This is a genomic window from Nonomuraea sp. NPDC050153, assembly GCF_044460125.1.
Lineage (GTDB): Bacteria > Actinomycetota > Actinomycetes > Streptosporangiales > Streptosporangiaceae > Nonomuraea.
On the sequence record NZ_JBITJQ010000005.1, the window covers coordinates 337,198 to 356,068 of the forward strand.

An 18,871-nucleotide genomic window follows, 5' to 3' on the forward strand; every position below is an offset into this window, starting at 1 on the left:
CCGGCCCCTCATCGCAGCCTCGGATCCAGCGCGCGGTAGGCCACGTCCACCACGAAGTTGATCAGCAGGACGGCCACCACCAGCACCATCACCACACCTTGGACGAGCAGCAGGTCGCGCCCGGCGACGCCGTTGAGCAGCAGGTCGCCGAGCCCGGGGATGACGAAGACCCGCTCGACCACGACCGCGCCGATCAGCAGCGTGGCCAGTTGCAGGCCGAGCACGGTGACGACCGGGATCGAGGCGTTGCGCAGGCCGTGCCGCCACAGGGCGCCGGTGCTGCCCCGACCCTTGGCGCGGGCGGTGCGCAGGTAGTCCTCGCGCATCACGTCGAGCACGGCGCTGCGCACGTACCGGGTGAGCACCGCGCCCTGCACGAGGCCGAGCGACAGCCACGGCAGCAACAGGCCGAGCAGCCATTCGGCCGGGTTCTCGGTGATCGGCACGTAGCCGCCGGAGGGCAGCGCCTGCGCCTGCACCGCGAACACGAACACCAGCAGGATGCCCGCCAGGAACGCCGGGATCGCGATGCCGACCTGGCTGAGCGCGCTGATGGCCGCGCCGAGCGGGTTGCGGTGGTGCACGGCCGCGAACGTGCCGAGGGGCACCGCGATGACCAGCGCCACCAGCATGCCGCCGAGCACCAGCACGGCAGTGACGCCGAGCCGGTCGCTGATCTGCGGGCCGATGGGCGAGCTGGTCACGTACGAGGTGCCGAAGTCGCCCTGCAGCAGCCCGCCGAACCAGTCGAAGAACTGCACGACGGGCGGCCGGTCGGTGCCGAACTGCTCGCGCAGCGCCGCCACCGCGTCGGGCGTGGCGTTCACGCCGAGCGCGACCTCCGCCGGGTCGCCGGGCAGCAGGGCCATGAACGCGAACACCACCACGCCGGCCACGGCGGTGCTCGCGACGAGCACCACCAGGCGTTTGATCAGGTAAAGCGTCACTGCTGCTTGGAGAGCGCGGTGAAGTCGAAGGACTCCGCGATGGCGTTCTTCGGCAGCCCGCTGACGCCCTTCTTCGCCACGATCAGGTTCGGGAACAGGAAGAGCCAGTCGGCCGCGGCGTCGTCGGACAGCAGCTTGGCGGCCTTCTTCAGGTCGTCGGTCTGCTGCTGCTCGGTGCCCTCGTCGGCGGAGGCGAGGAGCTTGCCGAACTCGGGGTTGTCGTAGCGGAAGTAGTACGACTTATCGGCGAATATGCCCATGTCGCGGGGCTCGACGTGGTTGATGATGGACAGGTCGTAGTCGCCCTGCTTGAACACCACGTCCAGCCAGCGGGCCGGGAACTCCAGGGGTTCGATGTCGGCGTTGATGCCGACCTGCGCGAGCTGCGACTTGACGACCTGGGCACTGGCCACCGCGTACGGCAGGTTGGGGATGCGCATCTTGACGTTGAGCGGCTTGCCGCCGAGCAGTTCCTTGGCCTTGGCCGGGTCGTACGGGTAGTCGCCGGTGCGGTCCTCGTACCAGGGGTCGGTGGGCGGGACCATCGAGCCGATCAGCTGGCCGCGCCCGGCCCAGGCGGTCTCCAGCAGCGCCTTGTGGTCGATCGCGTAGCGGACGGCCTGCCGGGCCTTCTTGTCGTTGAAGGGCGGGCGGCTGTTGTTCATCGACAGCACGACCTCGCCGTTCGTGGTGCCCTCGACCGTCTGGAAGCGGTTGGGGTCGGCGAACTGCTGCAGCGACTCGGGCGCCTGCACGGCGGAGATGACGTCGATGCCGCCGGTCAGCAGCGCGTTGTTCATCGCCGTGGCGTCCTTGAAGTACTTCAGCGTGATCGACGACAGCGGCGGCTTCGTGCCCCAGTAGGAGGCGTTCGCGTTGAGCTGGATGGAGTCGCCGCGCCGCCACGAGCCGAGCGTGTACGGGCCGGTGCCGACGGGCTTGTTGGCCAGGTCGGCGACCCCGGTCCGGCTGAACATGGCGCCGAGCCTGGTGGCCATCGAGTAGAGGAAGCCGTTGCTCGGCTTCGCGAGCGTGACGACGGCGGTGGAGTCGTCCTTCTTCTCCACCTTGTCCACGACGTCGAACTGCGCCTTGATCTTGAGCTTCCAGTCCGTCTTCACCCGGCCGAGCGAGAACACCACGTCGTCGGCCGTGAACGGCGCGCCGCTGCTGAACTTGACGTCCTTGCGCAGCGTGAACGTGTAGGTCTTGCGGTCGGGCGAGACGTCCCACTTCTCCGCGAGCAGCGGCACGATCTTGCCGTCCTGGTCGAGCTTGACCAGGCCCTCGTAGACGTTGACGAGCAGCGCCTGGGGAATGGCGGCGCCCTCGGTCGAGGTGAAGTCGAGGTTCGCGGGCTCGGCCACGAATCCGACGGAAAGGGTCTGGGTCTTGGGGGTGACCGCACCGCCGCCGCCGCTGGAGGTGCCGCCGCAGGCGGCCGTGCCCAGCAGGAGACCGCCGGCGGCGATCCAGATTCCGATTCGCCTCATGTGTTACTGCCTCCTGGCTAGTGCACTGGTCGGACCAGTAGGCTACGCACATTGCCAGTCGACGACGGCTCGGGTCAAGGGGGCTTTGATGGGTGGTCCGCGGTTCGAGCCTGTGCGTACCGTACGCGCCTATGAGCGGGTGGTGGAGCAGGTCGAGGAGGCCATCGAGAGCGGCTCTCTCTCGCCGGGCGGGCGGCTGCCGAGCGAGCGGGAGCTCATGGTGCAGTTCTCGGTCAGCCGGTCCACCGTGCGCGAGGCGCTGCGGGTGCTCCAGGCTCGCGGCCTGGTGCGGTCGCGGCCCGGCGACCCCAACGGGGCGGAGGTGCTGCCGTTCTCGCCCGCCGCGCTGCACAAGTCGATGACCACACTGGCCAGGGTGGAGGAGCTGTCGCTGGCCGAGCTGGTGCAGTTCAGGATGGTGCTCGACTCGTCGGCGATCCTGCTGGCGGCCCGGCTGCGCACCGGCGAGCAGCTCGCCGAGATGGAGTCGGCCGTGGCGCGCATGCGCTCGGCCGTGGAGACGGGGCAGGACGCGTTCGGCGAGACCGACGTGGCCTTTCACGACGCGGTGGCGCGGGCGAGCGGCAACAAGCTCATCCAGATCTGCACGGACGTGGTCCGCTCGATCGTGCTCAAGCTGATCTCGGAGAAGATCGCCGACGCGCCCGACCGGGAGGCGCTGATGCGGCAGAGCATCCGGCACCACGAGGAGGTGCTGGCCGCCATGCGCGCCGGCGACGGCCCGCTGGCCGCCCGGCTGTCGCGGAAGGCGATGTACGACTATTACGCGGGCTACCTACCGGCCGCCGAACGCCCCGCCCTCACCGCCCTCCTCGACTGACCGCCCCCGGTCCGCCCTCCGCAGCCCTCTCTCCCCTCGAAGGACCGCAACCCCGTACGGCGGTTTCTCGCCGTACTACACGTCATTGACGGCGCATCCCTTCTATGTAGAAGATTTCCCTACCTACAAGCGCCTGCGGATGGGGACGCCCATGTCGTCCGAGTCGTTCAACGCCAGCGTCTTTCTCCTCGACCGCCAGGTCGAAGCGGGCCGCGGGGACCACATCGCCCTCACGGGCCCCGCGGGCACGATGACCTACGCGCAGCTGGCCGACCACGTGGCCAGGTTCGCGGCCGGGTTACGCACGCTGGGCGTCAGACCGGAGGAGCGCGTCCTGCTCGTCATGTCCGACCGGCCGGAGAGCGCGATCACCATCCTGGCCGTCATGCGCATGGGCGCGATAGCCGTACCGGTCTCCACCATGTACACCCCCACCGAGCTCGCCACCCTGGTCCGGGACGCGCGGGCGAGGGTCGTCGTGGCCACCCCGGAGTTCGCGCCGGTCGTGCGCGAGGCCGTGGGGAGCGCGCCCGACGTGGCGGTGCTCGTCGTCATCGAGCCGTCGGAGAAGGACGCCGCGCTGGAGGTGCCGGTGTGCCTGTGGTCCGACGTCCTGGAGTCGGGCAGGGCGGCGGGCCTCCCGTACGACACCTGGCGCGACTCGCCCGCCCTCTGGCTCTACACCTCCGGCACCACCGGCGCCCCCAAGGCGGCCATGCACCGGCACGGCGCCGTCCAGGACGTCTACGAGGGGTACGGGCGGCAGGTCCTCGGCATCCGCCCCGACGACCGGTGCTTCTCGGTGGCGCGGCTGTTCTTCGCCTACGGCATCGGCAACTCCATGTTCTTCCCCCTGGCCGCGGGCGCCACGGCGGTCCTCGACCCGGCGCGGCCCACCCCCGCGGGCGCGGTCGCCAGGGTGATGGAGGACCGGCCGACGCTGTTCTTCGCGGGCCCGACGTTCTTCGCGGCGCTGCTCGCCTCCGACGCCCCCGCCGGCGCCTTCCGGTCCGTACGGCTGGCCGTCTCGGCGGGCGAGGCGCTGCCCGCCGAGATCTACCGCCGCTTCACCGAGCGCTTCGGGGTGGACGTCATCGACGGCCTCGGCTCGACGGAGGCGCTGCACATCTTCATCTCCAACCATCCGGGCCGGGTACGCCCGGGCAGCTCGGGAACCGTCGTGCCGGGCTACGAGGCCAAGCTGCTCGACGACTCCGGCGCGCCCGTCAAGGACGGGGAGCCGGGCCACCTGTACGTCCGGGGCGACTCGGTGGCCACCGGCTACTGGTGCCGCACGGCCACCACCCGCCAGGTGTTCCAGGGCGAGTGGCTGCGTACCGGCGACACCTACATCAGGGACGAGGACGGCTTCTACCAGTGCCTCGGCCGCTCCAACGACATGATCAAGGCGGGTGGCATCTGGGTGTCGCCGATGGAGGTCGAGGCCCGGCTGCTCCAGCACGAGTCGGTGGGCGAGTGCGCCGTCGTGGCCTACATCGACGAGGACGGCCTGGAGAAGCCGGTCGCCTGCGTGGTGTCCGCGCCGGGCCGCACCGTGGACGCCGGCGAGCTCGTCGGCTTCTGCCGGGAGGGCCTGGCCTCCTTCAAGCGGCCGCGCGAGGTCCTGGTGCTGGACGAGCTGCCGAAGACGGCGACGGGCAAGATCCAGCGGGTGGTGATCCGCCGGATCGCCGCCGACCTCCTGGGCAAGGCCGGCCGTCAGGAAGGCGACGCGGCCGGCCTGGTGCCGTAGACGGTGACGGCGAACGGGCGCGACGTGGCCGTGTAGACCTGCTCGGTCAGGCGCGAGAGCGCCGCGTGCGAGTCCAGGTAGTGGTGCAGCCGGCCGGCCTCGGGCCACGGGTGGACCGCCACGAGCACCCCGTCGGGCACCAGCAGCTCGCTGAGCTGCGCCGACGCCTGCCGCAGGCGCTCGTGGCGACCCAGGTAGTAGAGGGTCTCGGAGCAGAACACCAGGTCGAAGCGCTGGTCGGAGCGGTGGGTGAGGATGTCCGCGCGGATGAAGCGCACCCGCCCGTCCTGCGGCACCCGCTCGCGCGCCCGCGCCAGCGCCCGCTCCGACACGTCCACCCCGATGATCTCCGCGTCCGGGTACGTCACCGCGAGCACGTGCGTGAACACGCCCTCGCTGCACCCGACGTCGATGATCCGCCGGTACGGCCGGGCGGGCAGGTGCTTGAGCGTGGTCCGGTATTTCTGCTGTTCGTAACTGTCCGTGGCGAGTTTCCACGGGTCAGGGGTCCGGTGGCGCCAGTCGAAGACGTAGCGCAGGAGCACCGCCTGGCCCGCCGGAGACAGCAGGGACAGCGTCCGGAAGAACGTACGGTGCACGATCTCGGGCAAACTCGGCATGCGGCCTCTCTCGGTCGAGACGGAGGAGCGCCGCCCCAGGTTCTGAAGGGGAGGTCGTCACCGAGAGTGAATGCCCGCAAATCGCCGAGCTGACGCCGGCTCGGGACCGCGCGCTCAGAACGCGTCGCGCAGCTCCCGCTTGAGCACCTTGCCGGAGGCGTTCTTGGGCAGGGCGTCCACGAACACCACCCGCTTGGGCGTCTTGAACGCCGCCAGCCGCTCCCGCAGGAACGCGATCAGCTCGTTCTCCGCCACCCCGCCCCCTTCGCGCAGCACCACCGCGGCCGTGACCGCCTCGATCCAGCGCTCGTCCGGCACCCCGAACACGGCCGCCTCCGCCACCGCCGGATGCTCGTAGATGGCCTCCTCCACCTCGCGGCTCGCGACGTTCTCGCCACCCGACTTGATCATGTCCTTCTTCCTGTCCACCACGGACAGGTAGCCGTCGGCGTCCATGACGCCGAGGTCGCCGCTGTGGAACCAGCCGCCCCTGAACGCCTCCGCGGTCTTGTCCGGGTCGTTCCAGTAGCCGAGCATGGCGTGCGGGCTGCGGTGGACGATCTCGCCGACCACGCCGGGCGGCACGGGCCTGTCCTGGTCGTCGACGATCCTGGTCTCGACGTTGAGAGCGGGTCTGCCGGCCGAGCCGAGGCGGGTGAGCTGCTCGTCCGGGCCGAGGATGGTGGCGACCGGGGCCATCTCCGTCTGGCCGTAGAAGTTGAACAGGCGGACGTCCGGCAGGCGGGCGGCGATCTCCTTCAGCACCTCGACGGGCATGATCGAGGCGCCGTAGTAGCCCTTGCGCAGGGACGACAGGTCGCGGCGGTCGAAGTCGGGGTGGCGCAGCAGGCCGATCCAGACGGTGGGCGGGCAGAAGAGCTTGGTGGCGCGCTCGCCCTCGATCGTGGCCAGGATGGCGGCGGGGGTGGCGCCGGGCAGGATGATGTTGGTGGCGCCGAGGTAGAGGCCGGGTGTCAGGAAGCAGTGCAGCTGGGCGCAGTGATAGAGCGGGAGGGCGTGGATCTCGACGTCGTGCCGGCTCATCTCGCCGTCCACGACGCAGGTGACGTACTGGGCGATCAGGCTGCGGCTCGACAGCGTGGCGCCCTTGGGCCGGGACTCGGTGCCGCTGGTGTACATGAGCTGGATCGGGTCGTCGTCGGCGATCTCCGCCTGCGGCTCCGACGCGTCGTCGAAGGCCGCCCACTCCGCGAACGACTCCCAGCCGCCGGCCGCCCCGATCACGCCGCGCACCCGGACCTCCGGCCCGGCCGCCGCCGCGGCGACCGGCAGCAACGCCTCCTCCACGAGCATCCCGGTCGCGCCGGAGTGCTCCAGGATGTACGCGACCTCCGCCGTGCCCAGCATGAAGTTGATCGGCACGGAGATCGCACCCAGCCGCGCCAGCGCGAAGTACGCCACCACGAACGCGTGGTTGTTGTGGCTGAAGACGGCGAACCGGTCACCCTTGCCGACGCCGCGCGCGGCCAGGGCGTTGGCCGTGCGGTTCACCGCGAGATCGAGGTCGGCGTAGCTCTGCCGCAGGTCACCGAAGACGATGGCGGTCTTGGCCGGGTGGCGGGCGGCGGAGCGGCGGAGGAGATCACCAATGGCGTGCCGGCGAGTCGTCATGCGGACTTCCCTTGCGATCGCAGAACGATGATCGGCGATCGTACCCGACAAAGGGGTCAGTCCAGAGGATCCCACGCAATACGGTCGTAATGCTTGTGAACGCGCGCCATCAGCGTGTCGTCCTGGGGCAGCGGGATGCCGTCCACCCCGCCGACCGGCCAGACGCCCCAGGAGTTGCAGAGGAAGACCTGGTCGAAGCTCTGCAGGTCGGCGACCTTCAACGGCCGCCGCTCCTGCGGGGCGTCCATCCGCTCCAGCAGCTGCATCGTGATGCCGCGCAGCATCGGCGCGTCCGGCCAGACCAGGCGCCCGCCGGCGAAGCCGCCCACGTTGGTGATCGAGCCCTCGCTGATCAGGCCGTCGGCAGTGGTGAGCAGCGCCTCGTCGAAGCCCTCGCGCCCGGCCTGCCGCCCGATGTGGGCCTGCATCATGCCGGACGCCTGCTTGATGTGCGGCAGGTAGCGCTGGCCGACGACCGACTTGACGCTCACCGGGCCGGCGGGCGGCTCGTGGGGCGGGACGGCGGTGGCGATGACGCGGGGGCCGTCGGCGTACTCCACCACGGACACGCGTACGCTCGCGTCCCGCAGGTCGTCGCCGAGCACGGCCCCGATGGAGGCGAGCACGGCGCCCCGGTCAACCGGGACGCCGAACAGCTCGGCGTTGGCCGCTTCCAGCCGGGCGACGTGCAGGTCGAGCCCCCGCACCCGGCGATCCCTGACCTGCATGGCGGTGAAGTGGCCGTAGCGCGCCTGCCACATGAGGCGCGCGTCGGCGTCCACCAGCCTGCCCTCGAAGGCTGCGCGTTCCGTCACGCGAGCTACTTTACGTACACGCCCACCGACCATCGCACCGGGCGGTTGGTGTACGCGCCCCAGAAGCCCATTCCCCCGGTGATCGTCACCCGGCTGCCCTTGGGAACGGCGAACTCGGTCATGGCCATGGGGTAATCACCGCTCTTCCAGGTGCCGCAGCCGGTGGCCGTCGGCGACTCCTTGCCGTCGATCCGGACCTTGAACCACATCCGTGCGGCCAGCTCACCTGTGCAGAGCTGGTCGAGGCCGATCTTGCCGCTCGCGCTCCTGACCACGAAGGTGAAGGTCCGGTCCCGATCCCAGACGCCCGTCGCCGAACGGGCCAACTTCCACCCGCCCAACCGGGCGGGGAAGGCCCTGATCGGCTCGGGCTCAACCGGCTCGGCGGGCGGCGTCCACTCGTAGACGGCCACGTGCCAGGTGGCCGACTTGGGCTTGATCGGCACGCACGGCCCGTCCTTCTTCCGCTGGACGCAGCCCCAGCGGCTGCTGGTCGTGTCGAACGTGACCGTAGCCTCCGTGGCGCCACGCTGGACCACGGACAGCGGGCGCAGCTGCATCCCCTTCCCGCACGGCATGAGCCGGGCCCCGGGGTCGTCGTGCCCGTTCACGGAGACGCGGGGCGTGCCGCCGCCGGTCTCGCCGTCACACCTCACGGCCACGTCCAGCGGCTTGCCGGAGACCGGCACCGTGACCGAGACCTTCTTCGCGCCCTCCTTCCTAATGGTGCCGATGGCCAGGCGACGGTACTCGGTGCCGTCGCCGGCGGTGACCTTCTCGGGCAGCCCGGGGGGCATGTCCTGTTCGACCCGGGCCGCGGAGATCACGCCGGGCGCCGTACCGGGGAGAAGGTGGACGCCCACCACGGCGCTCGCCACCACCACGGCCGCCATCGCTCCCACGCCCGCCGTCGCCCGCCTGCGCAGGCGAGTCCTGCGGATGCGGGAGCTGACCTGCTCGTGCCGGTACGGGTTCGCCTGCGAGGGGGCCTCGGCCCGCTCGCGCAGGACGTCACGCAGGTCTTGCACGGTCATCGGTGCAGCTCCTTCACGATCGACTCGTCCACTCGCAGCTTGGCCAGCGCCTTGGCGGTCTGGCTCTTGACCGTGCCCTCCTGGCAGCCCAGGATCGCGGCCACCTCGGCCACCGGCAGGTCCTCGTAGAAGCGCAGCACGATCACCGCGCGCTGTCTGGCGGGCAGGCGCCCGACCGCCTGCCACAGCTCCTCGCGCCTGCCCGCGTCGTCGTGCGCGGGCTCTTCCGGCAGGTCCCCGCTGGGCAATTCTCTGCGCCACCTGCGGCGCCACCAGGACGTGTACGTGGTCACCAGGACCCGGCGCACGTACGCCTCGGGCTCGTCGATGCCCGCCCAGGCGAACCACGCCTTGGCCAGCGCCTCCTGCAGCAGGTCCTCCGCGGTGGCCCGGTCGTGGGTCAGCAGGTACGCCGTGCGTAACAGCCGATCCGACCTCGCCAGCACGAAGTCCTGAAATATCGCCCTATCCGCCAACTTGATACGCCTCTCATGAGAGCCTGCTGACGGTAGTGACGCATCGACCGCGACCCCAGGTTGCCCACACCGGCAGCGGCTTTGCCCCCAGCCGGGCACGCCCGCCTACGCCGCCCGCCCCTGTCGCGCCACCCCGTGCGGCGCGCAGGCGGGCCGGGCGTTCGTGGGAGCGCAGGAGCCGCCAGGAGTTGGACGTTGGCGGAGGTGCCGGTGCGGGCCGGGACGGTGGGTCAGGAGCCGGCGCGGGTGACCGTGAACGGGGCCAGTTCGCCGAGGCCGCGGACCGAGAGCCGGTTGACGGCGCGCAGCCGGAAGGCCCGGTCCCCCTCCAGCTCCTCGGCGAACTGCGGATCCGCCAGGATGGTCCCCGGCAGCGACAGCGCCGTGAGCCGGCTGGCCAGGTTGACCGTGGTGCCGAACACGTCCCCCATGCGCCAGATCACCGGCCCCGCCGCCAGCCCCACCCGCAGCTCCGGCATGTCCTTGATCTTCGCGTGCGTCTCCACCAGCCGCAGCGCGATCTCGGCCACGACGTGCGACTGGTCGGCCACGAACAGCACGGAGTCGCCCAGCGTCTTGATCACCCGCCCGCCGGTGGAGGTCACGATGTCGGCCGAGCGCCCCTCGAACCTGTCGATCAGCCTGGACAGCTCGCTCCCCGTGATCTGCCTGCTCAGCCGGGTGAACGCGACCAGGTCGGCGAAGCCGACGGCCAGGCGTACGGCGCTCATGTCCTGCTCGGCGATGCGCCCCGCGGCGGCGGCGAGCTGGCGCTGCCAGGCGTAGACGAGCAGGCGCGCGAGGTCGGGCACCACCCGCTCGGCCCGCCGGCGCCAGGCGCGCGGCCGCTCGGACAGCGGCACGCCCGACTGGTCGAGCTCCTCGACGCCCAGCTCGGCCTGCGACTCGGCCAGCCGGGCCGTCGCGCTGCCGAGCGAGCGCGCGACCAGCAGCATGTGCTCCTCGTCGTAGATGCCCGAGCTGACCAGCCCGAGCAACGTCCTGAGCGCCTCCACGTCGGAGTCGGTGAACTCGACCGCGTCGTCGGCCACGTTCGCGAACCCGAGGGCACGCCAGTAGCGCCGCGCGCGGTAGACCGGCACCCCTGCCATGTAGGCCACCTGGTGGCTGGTATAGCGCCGCGGCTCGCGCAGGAAGGCCTCCGTCAGCCCGTCCCCATCCAAGCCCGCCACGCAGGCAAGATAACACCCTGTGGGCCAGGTCACGCCGCCGCTCCCCATGAGATCGGCTCCGGACGCGCCCGCCGCCGGATCGGACCGCCAGATCGGGCCGCAGGATCAGGCCGCAGGATCAGGGCGTCACAGGTGCACGTACTCGTAGTCGAGCGGCCGGCCGTTGGTGCCGTTGCGGGGCGGCGCCACCCAGGCCGCGATCTTCCCGGGTTCGTGGACGGGCCGCATCAGCGCCTGGACGCGCGCCTTGTCCGCGGCCGTCGGCAGCCACAGATCGCGGGACGCCTCCCAGGCCGGCCGGTCGAGAACGCGCCCGTGCGGCGAGATGTGGTGCCCCCTGAACAGGCCCACCTGGCGGTTGAACCCGACGTGCGGCAGGTAGAGATCCGCGCCGAGACCGTGGCCGGCGAGGATCCGGTTCCACCGGTTGACGCCGGTGCCGCAGTCGGCGCTGTACTCGCCGCGCAGGTCGGCGTTGAGCGCGGTGAGCGCGGGCAGCTCGACGTCGGCCGGCCGCCCTCCCTCGACCCGCGGCACGAGGGCGACCGCCTCGGTCAGCAGGTGGTCGTCCTTGCGCCGTTCCTCCTGCCACCGCCCCTTGAGCCCGGCGGTGAAGTAGTTGGCCACGTTGGTGGAGGTCTCGCCGCCGAAGAGGTCGAGGCTGACGCTGTAGTGGAAGTTGATGTACTTCTGGAGGACGTCGAGCGGGATGCCGCCGTGCTCCCAGATGTCGTCGGTGTCGTGCTCGCGCATCAGCTGCGCCGTGCGCTCCACCACTCGGTCCACGCCCGTGGTCCCCACGAACATGTGGTGGGCCTCCTCCTTGAGCATGAACTCGCAGGTACGGCTCAGCGGGTCGAACGCCGACTCCTTCAGCGTGCCCAGCTGGTACTTCCCGTCCCGGTCGGTGAAGTACGTGAACATGTAGAACGACAGCCAGTCCGGCGTCTCCTCGTTGAAGGCGCCCAGGATGCGTGGAGAGTCCTCGCTGCCCGAGTTGCGCAGCAGCAGCGCCTCGGCCTCGTCCCGCCCGGACCGGCCGAAATAGGCGTGCAGCAGGTAGACCATGGCCCACAGGTGCCGTCCCTCCTCCACGTTCACCTGGAAGAGGTTGCGCAGGTCGTACAGGGAAGGGGCGGTGAGGCCGAGCCGCCGCTGCTGCTCGACCGAGGCGGGCTCGGTGTCGCCCTGGATGACGATGAGGCGCATCAGGTCGGCCCGGTGCTCGCCGGGGACCTGCTGCCAGACCGGCCGGCCCTTGTTCTGCCCGAACGCGATGCGCCGGTCGGTGTCGCGTTCGGCGAGGAAGATGCCCCAGCGGTAGTCCGGCAGCGCCACATGATCGAAATGGGCCCAGCCCTCGCGGCCGACCGCGACGGCCGTGCGGAGGTAGACGTCCCGGGTGGGCAGCGCGGGCCCCATCTCCGACCACCACCGCAGGAAGCGCGGCTGCCACGATTCCAGCGCCCGCCGCAGCCGGCGGTCCTCCGCGAGGTCGACGTTGTTGGGTATGCGCTCGGAGTAGTCGATGGACATCCCGGGCCCTCCTCCTCCAGCCGTACCTCCAAGTTCAACAGGGGCCATTGCCAACGTCAAGGTCATGTAGTGCGTTCGAGGTCAGGTCGCAGGCCCGGCAGGCCGGGCCGGCCGTCAGCGCGAGCCTCGATCGGCTCCCCTCTTCACGCGTCCCATCATCGATGTGTAGACCATTCGTGCAGGGCGAAGGGCACGCTGCCGAGCACGTTCGCGATGGCCGCCGCCGGATAGCCGACCATGTCGTGCGGCAGGCCGTCCAGGGGCCACCAGGCGATCTCCGAGCATTTGTGCGGTTCGGCGTTGTACGGCTCGCCGGTCCACGTGTCGGCGGCGAAGAAGAGGCCGACCCGTTCCGGGGCCCGGTGCATGACGTGGACGAACCTCAGGTCGGCCGGGTCGATCGCCACCCCGACCTCCTCGCCTGCCTCCCTGACGGCGGCCTCGGTCGCCGACTCTCCCGCTTCGAGGTGGCCGGAGGGCAGGTGCCACAGCCCGTCGCCGTAACCGGTGCCGGCGCGCCTGCCGAGCAGCACCTCGCAGCCGCGGAGGAGGAGCACGTGCACGTCGACGATCGCCCGGAAGCGTTCCCTCGGCGGCGCCTGACCGTCGAGGGGCGATCGGCGGTCGACGGCCTGGGCCCATTTGACCGCGACGGCGGCCACCTGGATCAGCTCGGCGCGCAACCGCTCAGGGTCCGACTCGGCGAACGCCTCCAGCACCTCCTCGGCCAGGACGTGCCGCCAGGTCAGCGCCCCGGCCCCGGCCGCCGCCTCCGTCTCGGACCTGGCCCGGTCGCAGTCGGCCGCCGTCCCGTCGTGTCCGGTCCCGTCGGGCAGGAGCTGCATGCCCCACCGCACGTCCTGAGCCACCCGCTCGGCGGTCACGTCCGCGAGCACCCTCGCCAACGAACCCGGCACACCGGCATCGCCATCGTGAATCATGGCCACCAGTGTGACGGGTTCACGAAGTGGCGGGGCGGAAGCCCGGGCCCAGGTCGGTGGTGCCCGCTCGGGCGTGGTCCCGGAAGGCCCGTACGGCCGGGGGCAGGCGCGCGTCCTGGAGCCAGCTCACCCCGATGGTCCGGTACAGCGCGGGAGACAGCGGGATCTCCACCACGCCCGAGGGGGCCGCGGTCGCGTCCGTCGCGGGGTGGGCGGAGCGGGGCAGGACGGCGACGCCGAGTCCGGCCGCCACCAGACCGCGCACGGTCTCGGTCTCCTGGCCCTCGAACGCGATCCTCGGCACGAACCCCGCCGCCGCGCACAGCTCGTCGGTGATCTGGCGCAGGCCGTACCCCGGCTCCAAAGTCACCAGCTCCTCCCCCGCCAGCTCGTCCACCCGCACCCGCGCCCGCCCCGCGAGGCGGTGGGACGGGGGCACGGACAGGACCAGCTCCTGGTCGGCGAGGCGAACACCGGCCAGGTCCGGGGCGTCCACCGGCATGGGGGCGACGAACACCAGGTCGATCCGGCCCGCGCGGAGCTCCTCGATCATGTCGTGGCGCGAGCCCTGGACCAGGCTGAAGCGGATGTCCGGGTGGCGCTCGCGGAAGCCGCCGATGAGGGACGGCACGAGGGTGCGGCCCAGGAGGTGGAGGAAGCCCAGGACGACGCGGCCCGAGGCCGGGTCGATCTCCTCGCGCACCTCGCGGGCGGCGGCGGCCATCGTGGTGAGGGCGCGGGAGGAGGCGGCGGCCAGGGTGCAGCCCGCCCGGGTGAGGCGGATGCCGCGGCCGGCGGGTACGACGAGCGGGGCGCCGACCAGGTCCGCGAGGGCGGCCAGGCGGCGGCTGGCCGTGGGCTGCGGGATGCCGAGCAACTCGGCGGCGCGCGTCACGTGCCCCGTCTCGCCCACGGCGGCCAGCAGGGCGAGCGCGGGCGCCAGCCGGGCCGCCAGCCTCTCGTCGGACTCGGCGGCCGGCAGCCTCTCACCAGATTCATCCACCACAGTATGAATTATCACCTATTTCCGCATTAGACGTATTTATTAGCCTTGCTTAGCTTTGCAGGTGTGGTGGTTCTCGAGGCTCCTCCGGTTCTGGACACACGGCGGGTAAGTGCGGCCATGGCCGCGGCCGGGGTGTCGACGTTCGCCCTCCTGTACGCGCCGCAGCCCGTGCTGCCGCAGCTCGCCGCCGCGTTCCGGCTGGATCCCGGCGGCGCCTCGCTGGCCATGGGGGTGGCCACCGGGGCGCTGGCCGTGGCCGTGCTGCCGCTGGCGTGGCTGGCCGGCCTGGTGGGACGGCGGAGGGTGATCGTCTGGTCCGTGACGGCCTCCACGATCATCGGGCTGCTGCTGCCGCTGGCCCCGTCCTTCTCCGTGCTGCTGGTGATGCGGGCGGTCCAGGGGGTGGCGGTCGCGGGGTTCGCCGGGGTGGCGGCGGCGTACCTGGCCGACGCGGTCGGTACGGCGCGGCTGCCCGGCGCGGTGGGGGCGATGATCGCGGGGAACTCGGTCGGCGGGATGCTGGGACGCCTCGGCGCCGGATTCGCCGCCGAGCCGATGGGCTGGCACGGGGCGCTGCTGGCGGTGGCGGGGTTGTCCCTGCTGTGCGCGCTGTTCGCGGTCCTCACGCTCCCGCACGACGCGACCCCGCGCCCCCGATCAGAGACCCCGGCGCCCAGACCTGGAGCCCCGGCGGCCGGATCTGGAACCCTGGAGGGCGGATCTGGAGCGCCGGCGGCCGGATCGTCCGATGCCGGGCCTGCCCGGAGGGCTCGGCTCGGGGTGGGCATGATCGGGCCGCTCGCCGTCGGGATTCTGGGCACGGGGTCGTTCGTCGCGCTCTACAACGCCGCCGGGTTCCGCCTGGCCGCCCCTCCCCTGTCGCTCGCCCCCGCCGCCGCCTCCCTCGTCTTCCTCTCCTACGCCATGGGTACCGCCTCCTCGGCCGCCGCCGGTCGCCTGGCGGAGCGGCTGGGCTGGACGAGGGCGCTGGTCGCGGCCCTTGCCGTGACGACGGTGGGCTTCGTGCTCACCGCGCACACGTCGCTGCCGCTGATCGCGACCGGGTTCGCCGTACTGACCGCCGGGTTCTTCGCGGCGCACGCCATGGCCACCGCCTGGGTCGCCGCCGACGCGGCCCCGCACGCCCGCGGCCGCGCGGCCGGCGTCTACACCCTGTGCTACTACCTGGGCAGCGGCGTGGGCGGCACGGTGGGCAGCGTCGTGTACGCGCACGCGGGCTGGGCCTGGCTGATCGGCCTCACGTCGGCCTGGCTGACGCTGGCGGCCCTCGCCGTCCTCCTGACCCGCCGCTCAAAGGCATCTAGCGGGGCAGGCGGGTGACGGTCACCGTGATCTCCTGGTGACTCTCCGGCGACCCCTGGTAGACGCCTTTGAGCGGCGGCACGTCCGAATAGTCCCGCCCCCTGGCCACCGCCACGTGCGACTCGCCGACGGGTGACCGGTTGGTGGGGTCGAGCGGCAGCCACTCCCCCGCCCAGTACTCCACCCACGCGTGGCTCTGCCCCTCCACCGGCTCCCCGATCTCCGCGCTCGGCCGCGGGTGCAGGTACCCGGAGACGTAGCGGGCGGGCAGCCCGGCGGCCCGTAGCAGCCCGGCGGTCAGGTGCGCCATGTCCTGGCAGACACCCTGCCCGAGGTCCCACGCCTCCTGTGCGGAGGTGCGCACGCCGGTCGAGCCCGGCATGTACTCCACCCGCGCCGCCACCACCTCGCAGATCGCCTCGGCGCTCTCGTGCGGGTCGCGGCCGAGCGCCTGCGTCCTGGCCAGCTCTTCCAGTTCCTCGTTCACGGCCGTCTTGGGGGTGCGCCGGAGCAGCTCGCACATCGAGGGATCCGGCTCCGTGACGGACATCCGGGGCCGCCGCGGCCCGGACGTCTCCACTCTGCTGACGGCTTCGACGGTCAGCGACCGGTGCGGCTCCATCACGTCGAACGACGTGACCGTCGTCCCCCAGTAATCCTCGTACGTCTGGACGGTCGTGGCCGGGCTCACCACGACGCGGCTGGACAGGACGTGGTGCGCGGGCGTCATCCGCACCTCGTTGTAGGACGAGTGCGCCTCCCCGTCGTACTCCACCCGCGTCACGTGGGAGACCTTCAGGCGCCAACCCATGCCATCGCCTCCCTGTGCTGGAAGAACCGCCGCGTTATCGCCTCGCCCGCCGCCGCGCACGCCTCCTGGAGGGTGCCGAGCAGTTCGGGCAGCCGGTCGCTCAGCTCGTCCAGGTCGGTGTACTCCAGCCCCGCCCGCACCCGTCCGATGGCCGCCTGCGCCGAGTCGGCCACCCCGGCCCTGGCCGTGTCGGGGGCCAGCGCCTGCAGGCACTTCTCGGCGGTCAGCAGCGAGTAGACGACCGAGCGCGGGAACAGCCGGTCCAGCAGCAGGAACTCCAGGACCTCGCCGTCCTTCGCCCCGTGCGTCCTGGTGAACGACTCGTCCGCACCACTGGCCTGCAGCAACAGCCGCCAGTCGCTGGTCAGGTGGACGGCGAGGAGCCTGGTGGTCATGTCGACGCGTTCGAGGCTGCGGCCGAGCACGATGAAGCGCCAGCAGTCGTCCCTGCTCATGGACGTGTCCGCGAGCCCGAAGAACAGGGCGGCCCGCTCCCGTACGAACGACAGGTACGCGTGCGGCGGCCGCGACTCCAGCCGGGACAGCTGGTGCCAGGTGACGTTCAGGCACTGCCACACCTCGCTGGCCAGCACCTCGCGCACACCCCTGGCGCTGTCGCGGGCCGACCGGATGGAGGCCGCGATCGAGGCCGGCTCGTCCAGGTCGTAGGCCAGGCGCCGGATCACGGCGGGCGCGCTCACGGAGGCGACGGGGCTCAGGCCGAGGACCGCGAAAATGGAGCGGCACGTCTCGGGTTCGTCGAGCATGCGGTGCACGGACACGTCGAGGAGCCGGGCCGTGTCGTCGGCGCGCTCGACGTACCTGCCGATCCAGTAGAGCGTCTCGGCGATTCGGCTCAGCAGTGGCCTCGTCACGGCAACACCTCCGAAGAAGTCATTGTTCGTCCTCCCAGGCGGCCGTCCGGCTCGGGCTCCACTGCGCGGCGGGCGGCGCGACGGCGGCCGGGACAGCCGGCGCGGGAGCCTCACCGAGCACCCACGTGTCCTTGGAGCCGCCGCCCCTGCTGGAGTTGACCACCAGCTCGCCCTCCGGCAGGGCCACCCGGGTCAGCCCGCCGGGCAGCAGCCACACGTCGTCGCCGTCGTTCACGGCGAACGGCCGCAGGTCGATGTGGCGCGGCACGGGCGACTCGCCGATCAGGGTGGGCGAGGTGGACAGCCGCACCGGCCGCTGGGCGATCCACCCGCGCGGATCGGCGCGTACGGCCCGCCGCACCGCCGCCAGCTGCTCGTCCGTGGCCACGGGCCCGATCACGATGCCCTTGCCGCCCGCCCCGTCCACCGGCTTCAGCACCAGCTCGCCGGCCCGGGCCAGCACGTCCGCGCGCACGTCGGGATCGTCCAGCCGGTACGTCTCCACGTTCGGCAGCAGCGGCCTCTCGCCCAGGTAGTAGCCGATCAGGTCGGGCACGTACGTGTAGACGAGCTTGTCGTCGGCCACCCCGTTGCCCACGCCGTTGGCGATCGTGACGTTGCCCCTGCGGGCCGCGTTCACCAGGCCGGGGCAGCCGAGCACGGAGTCGCCGCGGAAGTGCAGCGGGTCGAGAAAGTCGTCGTCCACCCGGCGGTAGACGACGTGGACGGGGCGGCGGCCGTACGTGGTGATCATGTAGAGGCGATTGCCCTCGCAGACCAGGTCGCGACCCTCGACCAGCTCCACCCCCATGAGGCGGGCCAGCAGCGCGTGCTCGAAGTAGGCGGCGTTGTAGACGCCGGGAGTCAGCAGGACCACGGTCGGGTCGGACACGCCGGCGGGCGCGGCGGCGCGTAGCGCGGCCAGCAACCTCGCCGGATACTCCTCGACCGGGCGCACGGACTGCTCCGAGAAGAGGGTGGGGAGCGTGCGGGTCATGGCGAGCCGGTTCTCCAGCACGTAGCTCACGCCGCTGGGCGTGCGGACGTTGTCCTCCAGCACGTGCAACGCGCCCCGCTCGTCGCGGATCAGGTCGGTGCCGCCGACGTGCACGCGCACGCCGTTGGGCGGGCGCCAGCCGTGCGCCTCCCGGTGGTAGTGGGGGCTGGAGTGCAGCAGCCGCCAGGGAACCACGCCGTCGTGGAAGACCTGGCGCCTGCCGTACACGTCGTCGAGGAACGCCTCCAGCGCGCGGATCCGCTGGCGCACGCCGCGCGTCACCAGGTCCCACTCGGCGGCGTCGATCACTCTTGGGATCAGGTCGAGCGGGAAGGGCCGCTCGACGCCCGCGTAGTCGAAGGTGACTCCCCGGTCGGTGAACATCCTGGCGAGCTGATCCGCCCTTGATCGCAGCTCGTGTGCCCCGAGCGGCTGGAGGGCGGCGAACAGCGCCTGGTACTGCGGTCGGGGGACGCTCACCCGCTCGAACATCTCGTCCCATGTTTCGGCCATGACGTACGCGTCGAAGATGTCCGCCATGTCCGGAGATTAGGGAATTTATGTTTCGCCCGATCGCC

The 18,871-nt window shown here is 71.6% G+C and carries 17 protein-coding genes; 3 read left to right on the forward strand and 14 right to left on the reverse strand.

The window, feature by feature from the left end; all coding sequences use genetic code 11:
* Positions 1-8 precede the first annotated feature (8 nt).
* Both ACIBQ1_RS16395 and ACIBQ1_RS16400 read right to left on the reverse strand, forming a co-directional pair.
* A complete protein-coding gene (locus ACIBQ1_RS16395) occupies positions 9-947 on the reverse strand; it encodes an ABC transporter permease (protein WP_397278203.1) in 939 nt (312 codons plus the stop codon).
* Complete coding sequence (locus tag ACIBQ1_RS16400) at positions 944-2,440, reverse strand: ABC transporter substrate-binding protein (protein ID WP_397278205.1); 1,497 nt, start codon at positions 2,438-2,440, stop codon at positions 944-946. The genes ACIBQ1_RS16395 and ACIBQ1_RS16400 overlap by 4 nt, the downstream gene beginning before the upstream one ends.
* 88 nt (positions 2,441-2,528) lie before the next feature.
* On the opposite strand from ACIBQ1_RS16400, the gene ACIBQ1_RS16405 reads away from it, so the two are divergent.
* On the forward strand, positions 2,529-3,281 hold the full coding sequence (locus tag ACIBQ1_RS16405; RefSeq protein ID WP_397278207.1) for a FadR/GntR family transcriptional regulator: 753 nt from the start codon (positions 2,529-2,531) through the stop codon (positions 3,279-3,281).
* A gap of 151 nt (positions 3,282-3,432) precedes the next feature.
* Positions 3,433-5,034, forward strand: a complete 1,602-nt coding sequence (locus ACIBQ1_RS16410; protein ID WP_397278209.1) for a benzoate-CoA ligase family protein — start codon at positions 3,433-3,435, stop codon at positions 5,032-5,034.
* On the opposite strand, the gene ACIBQ1_RS16415 is transcribed toward ACIBQ1_RS16410, so the two are convergent.
* The 9 genes from ACIBQ1_RS16415 to ACIBQ1_RS16455 form a co-directional block, all read right to left on the reverse strand.
* Complete coding sequence (locus tag ACIBQ1_RS16415; protein WP_397278211.1) at positions 5,001-5,654, reverse strand: class I SAM-dependent methyltransferase; 654 nt, start codon at positions 5,652-5,654, stop codon at positions 5,001-5,003. The two genes, ACIBQ1_RS16410 and ACIBQ1_RS16415, sit on opposite strands and share 34 nt — an antisense overlap.
* Positions 5,655-5,768: 114 nt before the next feature.
* Positions 5,769-7,286, reverse strand: coding sequence for an acyl-CoA synthetase (locus ACIBQ1_RS16420; protein ID WP_397278213.1), 1,518 nt, complete (start codon positions 7,284-7,286; stop codon positions 5,769-5,771).
* Positions 7,287-7,342: 56 nt separating this feature from the next.
* On the reverse strand, positions 7,343-8,101 hold the full coding sequence (locus ACIBQ1_RS16425) for an aminotransferase class IV (protein WP_397278215.1): 759 nt from the start codon (positions 8,099-8,101) through the stop codon (positions 7,343-7,345).
* Positions 8,102-8,106: 5 nt separating this feature from the next.
* Positions 8,107-9,135 carry a hypothetical protein gene (locus tag ACIBQ1_RS16430; protein WP_397278217.1) on the reverse strand — a complete coding sequence of 343 codons (1,029 nt, stop codon included), beginning with the start codon at positions 9,133-9,135 and terminating at the stop codon, positions 8,107-8,109.
* The gene (locus ACIBQ1_RS16435) at positions 9,132-9,611 is read right to left on the reverse strand and encodes a SigE family RNA polymerase sigma factor (protein ID WP_397278219.1); all 480 of its coding nucleotides are present in this window, start codon (positions 9,609-9,611) and stop codon (positions 9,132-9,134) included. Before ACIBQ1_RS16435 ends, ACIBQ1_RS16430 begins: the two co-directional genes overlap by 4 nt.
* A gap of 230 nt (positions 9,612-9,841) precedes the next feature.
* Entirely contained in the window at positions 9,842-10,804 is a 963-nt protein-coding gene (locus ACIBQ1_RS16440; RefSeq protein WP_397278221.1) for an adenylate/guanylate cyclase domain-containing protein, read from the reverse strand.
* A gap of 126 nt (positions 10,805-10,930) precedes the next feature.
* Positions 10,931-12,340: a benzoyl-CoA 2,3-epoxidase subunit BoxB gene (boxB, locus tag ACIBQ1_RS16445; RefSeq protein ID WP_397278223.1), complete on the reverse strand. Its 1,410-nt coding sequence runs from the start codon at positions 12,338-12,340 to the stop codon at positions 10,931-10,933.
* A 155-nt stretch (positions 12,341-12,495) separates the two neighbouring features.
* The gene (locus ACIBQ1_RS16450) at positions 12,496-13,281 is read right to left on the reverse strand and encodes an NUDIX domain-containing protein (protein ID WP_397278225.1); all 786 of its coding nucleotides are present in this window, start codon (positions 13,279-13,281) and stop codon (positions 12,496-12,498) included.
* Between the two features lie 19 nt (positions 13,282-13,300).
* On the reverse strand, positions 13,301-14,287 hold the full coding sequence (locus tag ACIBQ1_RS16455) for a LysR substrate-binding domain-containing protein (protein WP_397278227.1): 987 nt from the start codon (positions 14,285-14,287) through the stop codon (positions 13,301-13,303).
* A gap of 117 nt (positions 14,288-14,404) precedes the next feature.
* On the opposite strand from ACIBQ1_RS16455, the gene ACIBQ1_RS16460 reads away from it, so the two are divergent.
* On the forward strand, positions 14,405-15,628 hold the full coding sequence (locus ACIBQ1_RS16460) for an MFS transporter (protein WP_397278229.1): 1,224 nt from the start codon (positions 14,405-14,407) through the stop codon (positions 15,626-15,628).
* Here ACIBQ1_RS16460 and ACIBQ1_RS16465 read toward each other — a convergent pair.
* From ACIBQ1_RS16465 to ACIBQ1_RS16475, 3 genes are read right to left on the reverse strand one after another with little or no spacing between them, the layout of a single operon-like run.
* Positions 15,609-16,421, reverse strand: coding sequence for a transglutaminase domain-containing protein (locus ACIBQ1_RS16465; RefSeq protein WP_397278231.1), 813 nt, complete (start codon positions 16,419-16,421; stop codon positions 15,609-15,611). The genes ACIBQ1_RS16460 and ACIBQ1_RS16465 overlap by 20 nt on opposite strands.
* A complete protein-coding gene (locus ACIBQ1_RS16470; protein WP_397278233.1) occupies positions 16,406-17,296 on the reverse strand; it encodes an alpha-E domain-containing protein in 891 nt (296 codons plus the stop codon). The genes ACIBQ1_RS16465 and ACIBQ1_RS16470 overlap by 16 nt, the downstream gene beginning before the upstream one ends.
* Positions 17,297-17,315: 19 nt before the next feature.
* Entirely contained in the window at positions 17,316-18,833 is a 1,518-nt protein-coding gene (locus tag ACIBQ1_RS16475; RefSeq protein WP_397278235.1) for a circularly permuted type 2 ATP-grasp protein, read from the reverse strand.
* Positions 18,834-18,871: the final 38 nt, after the last annotated feature.

Coding starts and splice junctions, on each gene's coding strand:
- ACIBQ1_RS16400 (WP_397278205.1), bottom strand. CDS start 2,440: ATGAGGCGAATCGGAATCTGGATCGCCGCCGGCGGTCTCCTGCTGGGC.
- ACIBQ1_RS16405 (WP_397278207.1), top strand. CDS start 2,529: ATGGGTGGTCCGCGGTTCGAGCCTGTGCGTACCGTACGCGCCTATGAG.
- ACIBQ1_RS16410 (WP_397278209.1), top strand. CDS start 3,433: ATGTCGTCCGAGTCGTTCAACGCCAGCGTCTTTCTCCTCGACCGCCAG.
- ACIBQ1_RS16415 (WP_397278211.1), bottom strand. CDS start 5,654: ATGCCGAGTTTGCCCGAGATCGTGCACCGTACGTTCTTCCGGACGCTG.
- ACIBQ1_RS16420 (WP_397278213.1), bottom strand. CDS start 7,286: ATGACGACTCGCCGGCACGCCATTGGTGATCTCCTCCGCCGCTCCGCC.
- ACIBQ1_RS16430 (WP_397278217.1), bottom strand. CDS start 9,135: ATGACCGTGCAAGACCTGCGTGACGTCCTGCGCGAGCGGGCCGAGGCC.
- boxB (WP_397278223.1), bottom strand. CDS start 12,340: ATGTCCATCGACTACTCCGAGCGCATACCCAACAACGTCGACCTCGCG.
- ACIBQ1_RS16450 (WP_397278225.1), bottom strand. CDS start 13,281: ATGATTCACGATGGCGATGCCGGTGTGCCGGGTTCGTTGGCGAGGGTG.
- ACIBQ1_RS16460 (WP_397278229.1), top strand. CDS start 14,405: ATGGCCGCGGCCGGGGTGTCGACGTTCGCCCTCCTGTACGCGCCGCAG.
- ACIBQ1_RS16465 (WP_397278231.1), bottom strand. CDS start 16,421: ATGGGTTGGCGCCTGAAGGTCTCCCACGTGACGCGGGTGGAGTACGAC.
- ACIBQ1_RS16475 (WP_397278235.1), bottom strand. CDS start 18,833: ATGGCGGACATCTTCGACGCGTACGTCATGGCCGAAACATGGGACGAG.